This window comes from Ruania rhizosphaerae, assembly GCF_009805705.1.
GTDB lineage: Bacteria > Actinomycetota > Actinomycetes > Actinomycetales > Beutenbergiaceae > Ruania > Ruania rhizosphaerae.
In genome coordinates, this window is record NZ_VSMB01000004.1 from 13,116 (window position 1) to 26,665 (window position 13,550).

Sequence of the window (13,550 nt, forward strand, 5' to 3'; positions counted from 1 at the left end):
TCGCTTCGTCCCGCCACTGCCACGACCAGCCTCACGGCGCCGTGTCGCGCGTACGTCGCACAGGGCCGCACGCGACGGAAGTGGTGCGACATAACGGCGACACAACGCTGGTGTGCTGACCTCGACCACCTGTGCCCGACACCCCAGCCCCGATACCGGAGAGGCCCGATGTCCTCAGAGTTCGCTCTCGGTAGCGCCTACACCCTCACCCACGAGCTCGGCAGCGGTGCCCTGGGCACCGTCTACCGCGGCCACGACCAGCAAGGCCGGGCATACGCGTTCAAACTGCTGCGTTCGGAGTACGCCGCAGACCCGGCGGTGGTGCAGCGGTTCATACAGGAGCGGTCGGCCCTGACCGCTGTGCAGCACCCGAATGTGGTGCGCACTCATGATCTGGTGGTCGAGGGGCCGCGACTGGCGATCGTGATGGATCTCGTCACCGGTGGCGACCTTCGGAATCAGCTCACCCAGCACGGGCCGCTCGCGCCGGCCGACGCAGCCCGGCTGATGGCCAGCGTCGCCTCCGGGCTCACGGCCGTCCATCAGGCCGGCATCGTCCACCGGGATCTCAAGCCGGAGAACATCCTGCTCTCCCCCACCCCTGAGGGCCCCGTGCCGCAGGTCTCCGACTTCGGGATCGCGCACATCGCCGAGACCAGCGGCAGCACCCGCACCTCGGTCGCCCTAGGCACACCGAACTACATGGCTCCCGAGATTCTCGCCGGTGAAGCCCCGACGCCTACAGCCGACGTCTACGCACTCGGGATCATCACCTACGAGCTGCTGTGCGGCCTCACGCCGTTCGAGGGTGGTCACCACATGGCCGTCATCCGCCGGCACGCCGATATGGCGGCCGGACGCCCGCCAGGAGTCCCGGACCCGCTCTGGGGTCTGCTCGAGGCGATGCTCACCAAGGCGCCGACCGAGCGCCCGAGCACCCACGACGTCGCAGCTCGCCTTTCCGCCCTGGCTCCCGTTCTCGCGGCCGCCCCCGCCGCTGCCCGACTGTCCGAGCCACCGGCCCCGGTTCCGCTGGGCGGCACCGCCCAGGCAACGATGCTCGCCGTTCCCGCCGGCCAGAGCGGGTCGTCCACACCCCCGACCGCCTCCGCACCGATGGCATCAGCGACACCGACAGCACCGCCGGGCCAGCGCAAGCGCAGGAAGCGGATGTGGGTCCCCGTGATCGCGCTCGCGGTGCTCATCGCCGCGATCACCACCGCAGTGCTGGCGCTGGGTGGGAACGATCCGGAAACGAACGCCGACCCGGGTGAGACCAGCTCCGAGTCCACGTCACCGGATTCCAGCACCGTGGAGCCGGCCACGAACGAACCGGCCGAGGACTCCTCCGAGGAACCGTCGGACGACCCCTCTCCTGAACCGCCACGGGAGATGCCCGAGGTCGTCGGCCTCCCGCTCGGCACCGCGATGGCCGAACTCGAAGGCGTCGAGGTCACCACGATCCCGGAGATCCACCAGGACGTGCCCAACAACGAGGTGATCGCCCAGTCGGTGGCCGAGGGCGAGGATCTGCCCGTGAGCGTCGAGCTGACCGTCGCCAGCCAGCCGGCCACGGTGTACCTCGCCATGCTCGACGAGGTCGACGACCGCAACATGAGCTCCGAGGGAGCGCAGATCGATGCCGAGGACTACCCTCGATCCGTCGTCGGCGCGTGGAACAGCGGCTACATCGAGTACAACCTCAGCCGCAGCTACCAGCAGCTGCTCGCCACCGTCGGGCGGGTCGACTCCGCCAGCGACGCCGCCGACGAGGTGCAGGTGACGATCTTCCTGGACCAGCGAGAGGTGTGGTCCGAACGCGTGAGCGTCGGCTCCCCAGCAGAGCTGGATCTCGACGTCACCGACGCCCTGCGACTACGGATCGAGTACACGAGCCTGCAGGACAACCGGTCCGAGGTGGCGCTCGGGGATGCCCGTCTGCTCGGCGTCCCCGGTGAGATTCCCGACGAGACCGACGAGTGATCCCATCACCGGCCACTGCGGTCGTGCTGCGGATCGCCGGAGCAGACCACGCGATCGGTGCTGGCACCCTGCTCCGCGTGGGGCGCGGGTCGGAGGTCGATCTGCATCTCACCCACCCACGCGTCTCCCGGCAGCATCTGACCATCGAGGGCACCGATCGCGGATGCGTCATCACCGACTCCGGCTCCCGGTACGGTACCTTCGTCGACGGCACCCCGCTCCACGGCGCACTGGAGGTCACCTCGTCAGTGCACCTCACCCTCGGAACAGGCGGACCGGAGGTGGACCTGATCGTCAGCGGCCAGCAGACCGGTCGTCGATCCGCACGTCTCGATGCCGTGGGGGCCGCACTCATCCTCGGTCGCGACCCCGGCTGTGACCTCACGCTCGAGGACCCCCTTGTCTCCCGACGTCACGTGCGCCTCACCCGCGAGCAGCAGGGCATCCGCGCCGAGGACGTGGGCAGTACGAACGGGATCCACCACCGCGGCGTCCGCACGAGCACGGTGCTGCTCTCTCCCGGGGAAGACCTCACCGTCGGCCGTCACACGCTCCGGGTCCATCAGGATTCGATCGAGGTGGAGTCCGATCCCGGTGTGCCGGACTTCGTGGTCGAGTCCGTGAGCTACACCCTCCCGAACGGGAAGAACCTCCTGCAGGACATCTCCTTCGCCCTGCCCGGGGGATCCGTCCTCGCCGTCGTGGGTCCCTCCGGAGCAGGGAAGTCCACACTGCTGGGGGCCCTGACAGGTTCGCAGCCCGCCACCTCGGGCCGCGTCCGCTACGGCGGCCGGGATCTGTACCTGCACCTGGACCACCTGCGGCACCGCATCGGCGTCGTCCCACAGGACGACGTCGTCCACAGCCAGCTGACCGTCCGGCAAGCACTCACTTTCGCCGCAGAGCTGCGCTTCCCGGAGGACATGGCTGCTGCGGAACGCACCACCCGGGTGGACGCCGTCCTTGCCGAGCTCGGCCTGACCGACCACGCCGGCACACAGGTGTCCCGGCTCTCGGGTGGGCAACGCAAACGCACCTCCGTCGCGCTCGAGCTGCTGACCGAGCCATCGCTGCTCTTCCTCGACGAACCCACCTCGGGCCTCGACCCTGGCCGCGACAAGCAACTCATGGAGACGGTCCGCGACCTCGCCGACGGCGGCCGCACAGTTTGCATCATCACCCACAGCACCGACAACCTCGACCTGTGCGACCGCGTGCTCTTCCTCGCCCCAGGCGGCCGCACCGCCTACTTCGGTGAGCCCGCCGCGCTGCTCGACCACTTCGGCGTGACCAAGTACGCCGACGCGTTCCAGCTGACCGAGAGCCGGCCCGAGGAGATGGCCGAGCGTTTCCGGGCCGCTCGCCATGCCTCCGACCGCGTCTTCCCACCTGCCCACCCGCAGGTGACCAGCACGCCCGCACCCACCGACGCCGACCATGCCGCGGCCCCGGTCCCGACGCGAAGTATCGGACGCCAGCTCGGCACCCTGATGCGCCGGCATCTGCGGGTGCTGCTCGCAGACCGCATCTACCTGGCGTTCCTGCTGCTCATGCCCGCGCTGGTCGCCCTGCTGGCGCTCGTGGTTCCCGGAGACCAAGGTCTCGCCGCCGCGGCCCCGGATGCTCCGCCGTCGACGCAGCCTGCTCAGATCCTCGTGATCGTAGTGCTCGGGGCGGTCTTCATCGGCCTATCCATGGGCATCCGTGAACTGGTGTCCGAACGGGCCGTGTTCGTGCGCGAGCGATCGGTCGGCCTGTCCGCGACGGCGTACCTGCTCGCGAAGATCTGTGTGCTCTCCACTCTCGCCATTCTCCAGAGCATCATCCTGGTGGTGGTGCTGCTCGCCGTCCGGGAGGGCCCGGAGTCCGCCGTCCTGCTCGGATCTGCTGGACTGGAGTTGACCATCGCGGTGGCCGGATGCTCGATCGCGTCGATGGGGGTGGGACTGTGCCTGTCCGCGCTGGTCCGCAACGCCGCCCAGTTCATGCCGATCGTGGTCGTGCTCGTCATGGCCCAACTGGTGCTTTCCGGCGGCTTGTTCCCCGTGGCAGGGCGTGCGGCGCTGGAGGTGGCAGCCCTGATCGCCCCCGCCCGCTGGGGGTTCGCCGCAGCTGCCTCGACCGTGGACCTGAACGCGATCACCCCGCGGGAACCGGACGGTCTGTGGGATCACGACCCGGGAACCTGGCTCCTGAGCGTGCTGATGATGGACGTGCTCGCCGCGGTGTTCTGCGTGCTGTGCTGGCTCCGGCTGAAGGCGCCCTACCGGATGCGCTGACGCATTGCCCTCAGGGCCGAACGCTGAGGTTCTCTAGCAGTTCTCGATCACGAACTCGTCCACTCGATTCAGTGGGCCGCTCATGGTGAGCGCGGTCTGCAGGATGCCCGCAAGTCCGCCGAGCGGGTCGCCCACGCTCTCCGCGGCCTGCTCGGACTGGGCATCCCACAGTTCAGCCACCCGTTCGGTGTCGGAGCGGATCTCTTCCGGTGCCACCTCGGCCAGCTCGTGCCACATGTTCGCCAAATCGGCGATGGCCGACCCACCCTGCAGCAACCCGAGCACGGGGTCGGACTCCAGGTTCCCGTTCGCCACGTCCATGGAGGCGAGGTAGCGGTCCCGGTGGGTGTCATGCACCTCGCAGAACGCACCCACCGACCGGCCGTCGCTGCACCCGGTCAGTATCGCCGTACTCACCGCGAGCACCGCTGCCATCGCCACACGTCCGCGCACCGCCACCACATCCTTCGATCGACCCGCACACCGACACCGAGCCAATCGCAGTTGCGTCGCGACTACGTCGCACACTCGACACCCGAGCGGCCCACCCACGGGCCGAATAATCGACCCCTACTCGGGTTTCACCCTGAGTTTCGGACCCCCGCACGCCACTCGCACTCGCGCACCCGATTTCACGGGTCAATCTTTCGGCCCCTGGAGGGTTCCGACCCTGAGTTTCGGACCCACGAAAGCGGGGTCGGGGCAGGCCGGTCGCCGGGGCGGGGCGGGGCGGGCCGGTTGATCAGCCCACCCGACAGCGCAGCCCACTCCACGCCACGCCCGCATTCCCGACGGCGCCGCTCACCCCCGGCGAGCCCGGACAGCAGCCGCGAGCTGCTCGAGCACGCCTTCGGTCACCTCCCAGGACATGCAGGCATCCGTGACCGACTGCCCGTAGGTCAGGCCCGACGGCGCCGGCTCCTGCTTTCCCGCGACGAGGAAGCTCTCGAGCATCACCCCGGACACGGTGCGCTCACCCGCGGCAACCGCGCCCGCGATCTCCGCCGCCACCTCCGCCTGACGCACGTGGTCCTTGCCGGAGTTGCCATGACTGGCATCGACCACCACACCGGAGCGCCCGACACGCCCCAACCGCTCGGCGGCATCGCGCACGTGCTCCACCCCGTAGTTCGGTCCCCGACGCCCGCCACGCAGGATCACGTGCGAGTCCGGGTTGCCCGCGGTCTCCACGAGCGCCGCACGCGCTTCGGAGTCGACGCCCAGGAATGCCTGCGGTGAGGCGGCGGCCACGCACGCGTCCACGGCCACCTGAAGGTCGCCGTCGGAGGAGTTCTTGAATCCCACCGGCATCGACAGCCCGGAGGCCAGCTGACGGTGCACCTGCGACTCGACCGTGCGAGCGCCGATCGCACCGTAGCTGACGGTGTCGGCGATGTATTGCGGCGAGGTGGTCTCGAGGAACTCACACCCCGCCGGCACACCCTCGGCAAGCACGTCGAGCAGCACTTGCCGGGCCAGGCGCAGCCCGCGCGGGATGTCGTAACTGCCGTCCAGGCCCGGATCGTTGATGAGTCCCTTCCACCCGGTGGTGGTACGCGGCTTCTCGAAGTAGACGCGCATGACGAGGAGCAGGTCGTCGGCGTACCTCTCAGCAGCGCCGGCCAGCCGCCCGGCGTACTCGATCGCCGCGACCGGGTCGTGCACGCTGCACGGGCCCACCAGCACCAGCAGCCGGTCGTCGTCGCCCCGGAGCACGTCGGCGGTCTCGGCACGGGCGCGTGCTACCAGATCGGCGGACGTATCCGGCAAGGGCAGCTCGGCGAGCACCTCACCGGGTGTGGGCAGCGGGTCCATCCGCAGCACCCGCAGATCGTGGGTGCGTTCAGCGGCAGTCGTGGTCATCCTCAGGTCCTCGTCTCGTGTGATGAGGGCGGACCCGCCGAAGATGCCCGGAGCGCCCGCCTGAAATGGCGAAGGCGCGGACCTCGTGGTCCACGCCTTGGTCGGCTCCGGTCGCGCGCGTCAGCAGGATGCGGCGGCCGGAGCCGACGCAAACCAATACCAACGAACCGAATGCATACCGGGAGCGTAGCAGGTGCCTGACGCTGTCACGTCGAGGTAGAGGGTGATCACCGCTCGCCTCTGCGTTCGCGCAGGATCTCCTCTGAAGACACCTCGACGCGACGTGGGAGGAGGTCCCGCAGCGATGTCACAGGACGCCGAGCGGCCCGCGGGCGGTCAGGGCTGCTTGAAGACATCGTGGTCGCCAACTCGCCGCCACCGGCATCGCAGCTCGCCGCCGACTGTGACCAGCTCGAAAGTCGCACGGCCGTCCGGACTGGCGAAGGACCAAGTCATCTCAAGGACGCCCGGTGCCGACTGCACCGACTTCACGCGGAGCCCGGCTGGCCATGGTGCTGAGGGATCCTCGACGTGAGCGTCGCAAGCAGGCGCGAACTTCTCCCGGACCACCCTCTTGAACGTCTGGGCGTGTTCCCGCTTGAGCCTGCGGTAGTCGCTGTCGAAGGCCGGCGTCGTCTCGAACTTCACTCGCGGTCGAGTTCGTCAAGGTGATCGAGGAAGCCCTCAGTCGACTCATGCACCGCCACACGCCCTGCCGCCACGTGCTCGTCGACCTCGCGCTCACGCTCCTGCCAACGATCAGTCCAGAACCATCGCTGGTCGGCTGGCACGGGAAGCGCAGCCCGCAATTCGATCACACCGTCGGCGCGCTCGACCATCTCAAGTTGCGCGCCCGGCTCATCCAGGTGCAGGCGCCGGCGGACGTCGGCGGGCAGCGCGATCGTGCCCCGGCCCTGGATTCCGAGGTAGCGATGACTGGTGGGCGTACTCATAGCTCCAAGCCTACGACGACAACCGCAGCGCAGCAATGCTGCATTGCGGCCATACGACTATACGGCTATACGGCTATGAGCTGGTGCGGCCGCAGGACCCAGCCGGGCCGCCGCACACATCAGACCCGCCGGCCCGGTACCTCCCGCTGCTCCGGCCCGGAGTACTCGCTCAACGGCCGGATCAACGCGTTGGACTCCAGTTGCTCCATCACGTGGGCGGCCCATCCGGTCACTCTCGAGGCCACGAACAACGGGGTGAACATCTGGGTGTCGAATCCCATCAGGTGATAGGCCGGGCCAGCCGGGTAATCCAGGTTCGGCAGGATGTTCTTGCGCTCTGCCATGGCCTGCTCGAGGGCCGTGTACAACTCGCCGAGATCCTGGCGCTCGTAGTGATCTACCAGGTCGTCCAGTACGGCCTTCATGGTCGGCACCCGGGAATCGCCGTGCTTGTACACCCGGTGCCCGAAGCCCATGATCTTGCGCTTGGCCGCGAGCGCTTCCTCCAACCAGACTTCTGCCCGATCCGCGGTGCCGATCTCGCTGAACGTGGCCATCACGGCCTCATTCGCGCCCCCGTGCAGCGGCCCCTTGAGTGCCCCGATCGCACCCGTCACCGCCGAGTACAGGTCCGAGAGCGTCGAGGCGATCACCCGGGCGGTGAACGTGGAGGCGTTGAAGGAGTGCTCGGCGTACAGGATCATCGAGACGTTGAAACCCTGCTCGACCACCGGCTCGGGCTCAGCCCCGAAGGTCATCCACAGGAAGTTGGCCGCATACCCCAGATCGTCGCGCGGTTCGATGATCTCCTGGTCGCGGCGGCGGCGCTGGTCGTAGGCGATGATCGAGGGCAGCTGCGCGAACAGGTACATCGCGCGGCCCTGGTTGAACGTCCGGTCGGTGAGCCCATCGGGTTGGCCCAACGTGTCATCGAAGGTGCCCAGCTGGCTGACGGCGGTACGCACCACATCCATCGGGTGCGCCGTGGCGGGCAGGGAGTCGATCAGCTCTCTGGTGCGCGGATCGAGCGGCCGCAGCGACCGTTCCAGCCGTTGCGCTTGGGCGAGCTCGTCCGCCGTCGGGAGTTCGCCGTAGATGAGCAGGTGGGCGACCTGCTCGAAGGAGCACCTCGCCGCCAACTCCTGCACCGGGTAGCCCCGGTAGAGCAGCGAATTGGTGTCCGGGTTGACCTTCGAGATCGCGGTGGTGTCGACCACCACGCCTGCGAGCCCCTTGTGGATGTCCGTCATGGGTCCTCCTCGACCGTGTACTCCTCAGCGGCCGCGGTACACGGTCGCGTCGAACTCCTCGTATCCGCTGTAGTCAACCAGCTCGTACAGTCGCGAGCGGGTCTGCATGCGTTCGACCAGCTCGGCCTGGGTGCCGGCGGCCGCGATCACGTCCAGCCCGTCCTCCACCGCACCCATCGCCAGCCGCAGCAACGTCACCGGATAGATGACGATCTGCACCCCGGCATCGGCAAGCTGGGACGTGGTGAACAGCTCGGACTTGCCGAACTCGGTCATATTCGCCAGCACCGGCACGTCCACAGCACTGGCGATGGCCTCGAACTCGCGCAGGTCACGCATGGCCTCGGGGAAGATGGCGTCCGCCCCCGCGTCCACCAAGGCCTTCGCCCGCTCGACGGCGGCCCTCACCCCCTCCAGTGCCCTCACGTCCGTACGGGCCATCAGCAGGAAGGCGGGGTCTCGCCGGGCATCGGCGGCGGCGGTGATCCGCTGGGTCGCGGTGGCCAGGTCGACCACGGACTTGCCATCCAAGTGACCGCAGCGCTTCGGGTTGACCTGGTCCTCGATGTGGCAGCCGGCCAGGCCGGCGTCCTCCAGGGTCTGGACCGTGCGGGCGAGGTTGAGCACCTCTCCGAAGCCGGTGTCGGCATCGACGAGGGTGGGCAGATCGGTCATCCGGGCGACCTGCCCGGCACGGGTGGCCACCTCCGGCAGCGTGGTGAGCCCGATATCGGGCAGACCCAGGTCGGCGGCGATCACCGCTCCGGAGACGTAGACGCCCTCGAAGCCCTTTTCCGCGATCAACCGGGCCGAGAGCGGGTTCATCGCCCCGGGGAAGCGCAGCAACTGACCGCTGGCCAGGGATTCGCGCAGGTGCGCCCGCTTCGCCGCCGGGGTGAGCGTGGAATACAGCACCTAGAACAGCCCCTTCGGATTGCGCGCCGTGCCGAGCAGGCCGGGCCTGGCGGCCACGGTCAGTCCCACGACCTCCTCGGAGGTGAGCTCCGGCAGGCGCTGGACCAGCTCGAGAAAGCGGGCGGACTCGGCTGGTTCCAGAACGCCGTCGGAGAGCGTGCGGAACTTCTCGATGTACTGGGCGCGCGCGAACGGCCGGGCCCCCAGCGGGTGTGCGTCGGCCATGGCAATCTCTTCACTGAGCGTGCGCCCGTCAGTGAGAGTGATCTCCATCCGGCCCCCGAATGCCTTCTCGGCCGGGTCCTCGCTGTGATAGCGGCGGGTCCACTCGGGGTCCTCGGCGGTGGTGATCTTGCGCCAGAGCTCCACTGTGCCCGGGCGGGCGGCCCGTTCGGGGGCGTAGGAGCGCTCGTGGTGCCAGTCGCCGTCCTGCAGGGCCACGGCCACGATGTACGGGATCGAGTGGTCGAGGGTCTCGCGGGTGGCGCGCGGGTCGTACTTCTGTGGGTCGTTCGCCCCGGAGCCGATCACGTCGTGGGTGTGGTGACTGGTGTGGATGACGATGCTCTCGACGTTCGCGGGGTCGGTCAGCTCGGGGTGGGTGCGATGCAGGCGGCGGGCGAGATCAATGAGCGCCTGCGACTGGTACTCGGCCGAGTGCTCCTTGGTGTAGGTGCGCAGGATCCCCGTCTTCGCCTCGCCCGGACCGGGCAGGTTCACCTGGTAGCTCGCGTCCGGGCCGTCCAGGAGCCATGCGATCACTCCGTCCTCGCCCTCATAGATCGGCACCGGAGACGACTGGCCGCGCATCGCCCGGTCCACGGACTCGACGGCGACTTTCCCGGCGAAGGCGGGCGCGTACGCCTTCCACGTGGAGATCTCGCCCTTGCGGGACTGCCGCGTGGCTGTGGTGGTGTGCAGCGCCTGCCCGATCGCGTGGAAGATCGTGGTGGTGTCCAGGCCGAGCAGCGTGCCGATACCGGCCGCGGCGCTGGGACCGAGGTGGGCGATGTGGTCGATCTTGTGCTTGTGCAGGCTGATGGCGCTGACCAGGTCGACCTGCAGCTGGTAGCCGGTGGCGATCCCGCGTACGAGGGCGGCACCGTCGGCACCGGTGTGCTGGGCGACCGCGAGGATCGGGGGGATGTTGTCGCCCGGGTGGGAGTAGTCGGCCGCCAGGTAGGTGTCGTGGAAGTCCAACTCACGGACCGCGACCCCGTTCGCCCAGGCTGCCCATTCGGGGCTGACTCGCAACTCGGAGCTGCGGCCGAAGACGCAGGCACCTGGATGGTACGGATGCGCGAGGGCCTGACCGCGGGCGGCCACGACCGGTTCACGCAGCAGCGAGGCGGCGGCAACCGCGGCGTTGTCGATGATGCGATTGATCACCATGTCCACCACCTCGCCAGGAAGGTCGGCGGGGTCGGTCGCAACCTCGGCGAGTTTCCAGGCGAGCTGCTCGGTGCGGGGCAGGTTCGCTGAGCTGGGGTGAACCCGCACCTCGTGGGTGATCGGCATCGATGGTCCCTTTCCGACAGTGGGTTCGGCCTGGCGAGGCTGACCGGCCCGCGGATCTGGCCGGTCTGGTTGGCCTGCGGGAACTGGTGCACTCGCCTCCTGCAATGTATCCACATCGGGTCGATCTACGCGCGGTGATGGGCAGCGGCGAGTGCAGCGAGTTGCCCATCGCGGCCTGTGCGAGCGGACTCACACGGGCCACAGCCGGCAACTCGCCGGAGGAGGTCTCGCCCGGGCTTACGCTGATCCCATGCGTTCTCCGCTCGCCCGTACATCGATCGTGGCGTTCGTCGTCGCGGCCGTCACCGCCCTGATTCTCCCGGCAGCCCCGGCGTCCGCACACAGTGCGCTCATCTCCTCCGACCCGGAAGACGGTGCGGTGCTCGACACACCGCCCACTGAGCTGGTCCTGACCTTCAACGAGGACATCCTGGAGATGGGCACGAGCATCCAGGTGACCGGCCCGGACGGTGCGGAGGCGGCCGAGGGCGACCCCGTGCTGAACGGCCCTGAGGTGACGCAGCCGCTCGCGGCGGACCTGGCCGCTGGCGAGTACACGATGATCTGGCGCGTGGTCTCTGCCGACGGTCACCCGATCGACGGCGAATTGACCTTCACGGCCACGGCCGGCACCGGAGAAGAGCCCGCCGAAGGTGGGGCCGGCGAGTCCGAGCCGGAGAACACCGCCGATGCCGAGGAAGCCGCAGCCACCGACGACGAGCCGACGACGGAGGCTGAGGAACCCACGGGGGCAGACTCCGACCCGTCCGGTGAGCAGACGACCGACGCAGTCGCCGCAGAAGACGGAGCGTCTGCCGACGAAGCAGACACGAGCGAGACCGACGACGGACCCGGCGCAGGTCGGATCGCCCTGTTCGCCGTGGCCGCGCTCGCCGTGATCGGCGGCGTGGCCGCGCTCCTGGTGCGTTTCCGGCGGCAGGAGTGATCCCGCGCGAGCCGATCGGGCAGGTCGGTCAGTGGCCACCGCCCGACTGGGAACGCCGGTTCCGGGCGCAGCGGTTCGGGTTACCGGAGTGGGCGCACCTTGACCCCGATCGGGCGGTCGTGGTCGCCAGCGTCGGGGGCACACTGGAGGTACACTCCTGGACGCCCTCGACCGGGCGGCTGGTCCGTGCGACAGAGCGCCCGAACGGCACCACCGATGCCACCATCGATCCTTCCGGCCGGTGGATCTGGTGGTTCGACGATTCCGACGGGGACGAGTTCGGCCGGTGGCGGCGGCAGCGCTTCGACTCCACCCCCACGCGGCAGGCAGAGCGGCCGATCCCCTTGCCGGCCGGCTACGACGCGGGACTGCTGCTCGGCGAGGATGGGACCGTCGTCATCGGGCGCAGCGGCGACTTCGGCACCCAGATCCACACGCTCTACGTGGGAGCGGCGGCCGCCGGGACCGAACCACGCCTGCTGTACGCCCACGCCGAGTCGGCGGAGGCGGCAGCTCTCAGCCGGGACGGGAACCTCGTCGCGATCGAACACTCCGAGCGGGGCGACTCCCGCCACCCGGCACTGCGAGTGCTGCGCGTGGACACCGGCACCACAGCCGGCGAACTGGACGACGGACCCGGGCACGGCCTGACGGCGCTCGGATTCGCCCCGATCGCCGGGGACACCCGGCTGCTGGTGCGGCACGAGCGCACCGACCTGGGGCGGCTGCTGCTGTGGGACGTCGCCACCGGTGTGGTGCGGCCGATCGACCTCGGCCTGTCCGGCGAAGTGGCGGACGCGCACTGGTACCCGGACGGACGTGGGCTGCTCGTGGCCATGGATCACGAGGCCAGGACGCTCACCTACCGCTACGACCTGGTGGACAGCACGGTACGGCAGGTGGGGGCCGCCGTCGGGACGGTCTCGGCTGCCACGGCACGACCTGACGGCGAGGTGTGGCTCGCGCGATCCTCCGCCGCCGAGCCACGCGATGTGATCGTCGCGTCAACGGGTGCGAGCCTGGTGGACCTGGGGGCGAACCGGGTACCGGGTTCGGTACCGGTGGAGGACGTCTGGGCCGAGGGCCCCGGTGGTCTGGTGCACGCACTGCTGCGGCGCCCGGAAGGCATCGAGGAGCCGTATCCGGTGGTGGTGGAGGTGCACGGCGGGCCCACGTGGCACGAGTCGGACTCCTTCAGCCCGTACGCGGCCGCGTGGGTGGATCACGGGTTCGCTGTGCTGAGCGTCAACTACCGGGGATCGACCGGGTACGGCAACACCTGGCGGGACGCCCTGGAGGGGCGAGTCGGGCACACCGAGCTGGCGGACATCGCCGCCGTGCACGAGGCGCTGGTGCAGGCCGGTGTGGTGGACGCCGAGCGGTCGGTGCTTGCCGGGGCATCCTGGGGTGGGTACCTGACGCTGCTGGGACTGGGCACACAGCCGGACCGATGGGCCCTGGGGGTGGCGGGCGTGCCGGTGGCCGATTACGTGGCCGCCTATGAGGACGAGATGGACGCGCTGCAGGCGTTCGACCGCTCGCTGTTCGGCGGCTCCCCGGCCGATGTGCCGCAGGCGTACTCCGACGCCTCGCCGATCTCCTATGTGGGCCAGGTGCGCGCGCCGGTGCTGATCCTCGCGGGCACGAACGACCCGCGCTGCCCCTATCGGCAGATCGAGAACTACGTGACGATGCTCCGCTCCCACGGCGGAGAAGTCGAGACCTACACCTACGACGCCGGGCACGGATCGGTGGTCGATGACGAACGGGTGCGGCAGATGCGGGCCGAGCTGGAGTTCGTGCTCGGCCGGCTGTGACGGGCCGGGGTGCTGGCCGCCGTGTG

The 13,550-nt window shown here is 69.3% G+C and carries 11 protein-coding genes; 4 read left to right on the forward strand and 7 right to left on the reverse strand.

All coding sequences use genetic code 11. The features are described from left to right. The first annotated feature begins 168 nt into the window (after window positions 1-168). Together FV560_RS07510 and FV560_RS07515 are read left to right on the forward strand one after the other, a co-directional pair. Window positions 169-1,983: a serine/threonine-protein kinase gene (locus FV560_RS07510; RefSeq protein ID WP_159620913.1), complete on the forward strand. Its 1,815-nt coding sequence runs from the start codon at window positions 169-171 to the stop codon at window positions 1,981-1,983. Continuing rightward, a complete protein-coding gene (locus FV560_RS07515) occupies window positions 1,980-4,262 on the forward strand; it encodes an ATP-binding cassette domain-containing protein (protein WP_159620914.1) in 2,283 nt (760 codons plus the stop codon). Before FV560_RS07510 ends, FV560_RS07515 begins: the two co-directional genes overlap by 4 nt. 33 nt (window positions 4,263-4,295) lie before the next feature. Here the strand turns inward: FV560_RS07515 and FV560_RS07520 are convergent, their stop codons facing one another. The 7 genes from FV560_RS07520 to FV560_RS07550 form a co-directional block, all read right to left on the reverse strand. Next, the gene (locus tag FV560_RS07520; RefSeq protein WP_159620915.1) at window positions 4,296-4,715 is read right to left on the reverse strand and encodes a hypothetical protein; all 420 of its coding nucleotides are present in this window, start codon (window positions 4,713-4,715) and stop codon (window positions 4,296-4,298) included. 348 nt (window positions 4,716-5,063) lie between these two features. Continuing rightward, the gene (locus tag FV560_RS07525) at window positions 5,064-6,125 is read right to left on the reverse strand and encodes a 3-deoxy-7-phosphoheptulonate synthase (RefSeq protein WP_159620916.1); all 1,062 of its coding nucleotides are present in this window, start codon (window positions 6,123-6,125) and stop codon (window positions 5,064-5,066) included. A gap of 336 nt (window positions 6,126-6,461) precedes the next feature. Next, window positions 6,462-6,773: a hypothetical protein gene (locus tag FV560_RS07530; protein WP_159620917.1), complete on the reverse strand. Its 312-nt coding sequence runs from the start codon at window positions 6,771-6,773 to the stop codon at window positions 6,462-6,464. Beyond that, a complete protein-coding gene (locus FV560_RS07535) occupies window positions 6,770-7,078 on the reverse strand; it encodes an AbrB/MazE/SpoVT family DNA-binding domain-containing protein (RefSeq protein ID WP_159620918.1) in 309 nt (102 codons plus the stop codon). The genes FV560_RS07530 and FV560_RS07535 overlap by 4 nt, the downstream gene beginning before the upstream one ends. A 119-nt stretch (window positions 7,079-7,197) precedes the next feature. Continuing rightward, window positions 7,198-8,328 (reverse strand): bifunctional 2-methylcitrate synthase/citrate synthase, encoded by a 1,131-nt coding sequence (locus FV560_RS07540; RefSeq protein ID WP_159620919.1) that lies wholly within the window; start codon window positions 8,326-8,328, stop codon window positions 7,198-7,200. 24 nt (window positions 8,329-8,352) lie between these two features. Then, entirely contained in the window at window positions 8,353-9,243 is an 891-nt protein-coding gene (prpB, locus tag FV560_RS07545; protein WP_159620920.1) for a methylisocitrate lyase, read from the reverse strand. Beyond that, window positions 9,244-10,761 (reverse strand): MmgE/PrpD family protein, encoded by a 1,518-nt coding sequence (locus FV560_RS07550; RefSeq protein ID WP_159620921.1) that lies wholly within the window; start codon window positions 10,759-10,761, stop codon window positions 9,244-9,246. Between the two features lie 250 nt (window positions 10,762-11,011). Between FV560_RS07550 and FV560_RS07555 the strand changes: the two genes are divergently transcribed. Together FV560_RS07555 and FV560_RS07560 are read left to right on the forward strand one after the other, a co-directional pair. Next, window positions 11,012-11,707 carry a copper resistance CopC family protein gene (locus FV560_RS07555; protein ID WP_159620922.1) on the forward strand — a complete coding sequence of 232 codons (696 nt, stop codon included), beginning with the start codon at window positions 11,012-11,014 and terminating at the stop codon, window positions 11,705-11,707. Next, window positions 11,704-13,524 carry a S9 family peptidase gene (locus FV560_RS07560; RefSeq protein ID WP_200837571.1) on the forward strand — a complete coding sequence of 607 codons (1,821 nt, stop codon included), beginning with the start codon at window positions 11,704-11,706 and terminating at the stop codon, window positions 13,522-13,524. Before FV560_RS07555 ends, FV560_RS07560 begins: the two co-directional genes overlap by 4 nt. Window positions 13,525-13,550 lie beyond the last annotated feature (26 nt).